Origin of the sequence: Streptomyces odonnellii (assembly GCF_000981895.1) — a bacterium.
Classification (GTDB): Bacteria; Actinomycetota; Actinomycetes; order Streptomycetales; family Streptomycetaceae; genus Streptomyces; species Streptomyces odonnellii.
In genome coordinates this window covers 1-1,239 of record NZ_LATD01000635.1, presented here as the reverse complement: position 1 = coordinate 1,239, position 1,239 = coordinate 1, and the positions used below count along the sequence as shown (strand labels likewise).

Below are 1,239 nucleotides of genomic sequence, written 5' to 3'. Positions count from 1 at the left end.
CCCTACCGCCCCCTTACGCCGTTACCGCCCCATGGACCTCACCGCCCCACGAACGGCACCTCCGCCGTCGCCGGCCGCTCCCCCGCCTCCGCCGCCGGGTGCCGCCACAGCCCCTGGTCGGCCAGCAGGGGAAGGACCCCCTCGCCGAACCAGTACGCCTCCTCCACATGCGGATGCCCCGACATGATGAACTCGTCGATCCCCAGCCGGTGATACTCGCCGATGCGCTCCGCCACCTCGGCGTGGCTGCCGACCAGAGCCGTCCCCGCCCCGCCGCGCACCAGCCCGATGCCCGCCCACAGATTCGGCGAGACCTCCAGATTCGCGGTGCTGCCGCCGTGCAGACCGAGCATCCGGCGCTGCCCCTCGGACTCGCTCCGCGCCAGTCCGGCCTGGACGGCCTGTACCGCCTCCTCGGAGAAACCGTCCAGCAGCCGCTGCGCCTCCGCCCACGCCTGCGCGGACGTGTCGCGTGTGATGACATGCAGCCGGATGCCGAACCGCACGGAACGGCCCGCGCGCGCCGCCAGTTCACGGATCCAGGCGATCTTCTCGGCGACCTGCGCGGGCGGTTCGCCCCAGGTCAGATAGACATCGCTGTGCCGGGCCGCGACTTCGCCGGCCGCCGGTGACGAGCCGCCGAAGTAGACGGGCGGCACCGGATCGGGCACCCGCGCCAGCTTGGCGTCCTCGATCTGGACGTGCTCACCTTTCAACGTCACCGACTCGCCGCGCCACAGGGCCCGGACGACCTCCAGGAACTCGCCGGTACGGGCGTACCGCGCGTCCTTGTCCAGGAAGTCGCCGTACGCGCGCTGCTCATGGCTCTCACCGCCGGTCACCACATTGAGCAGCAGCCGCCCCGGTGCGTGCCGCTGGAAGGTGGCGGCCATCTGCGCCGCCAGGGTCGGCGAGAGGATGCCCGGCCGGAACGCGACCAGGAACTTCAGCCGTTCGGTCTCGCGCGCCAGCATCGCGGTGGTGAGCCAGGCGTCCTCGCACCACGCGCCGGTCGGGGTGAGCGCGCCTTCGAAGCCCAACTGCTCGGCCGCGCGGGCGATCTGGGTGAGATAGCCGAGGGTCGCGGGCCGCTGTCCGCCGGCCGCGCCGGCCGGAAGACCGTGGCCGCCGCCGACGACATGACGGCTGTCCCCGTAGGTGGGCAGGAACCAGTGGAAGGTGAGGTTCACGGGTGTCTCCGATGGTGGGTGACCGGACGAGGAGTGAGGGGGACGGGGG

General features: G+C 72.3%; 1 protein-coding gene. It reads right to left on the bottom strand.

The features are described 5' to 3' along the window. Positions 1-38: 38 nt before the first annotated feature. The gene (locus WH07_RS35850) at positions 39-1,190 is read right to left on the bottom strand and encodes an LLM class flavin-dependent oxidoreductase (protein WP_046509478.1); all 1,152 of its coding nucleotides are present in this window, start codon (positions 1,188-1,190) and stop codon (positions 39-41) included. Between the last annotated feature and the right edge of the window lie 49 nt (positions 1,191-1,239).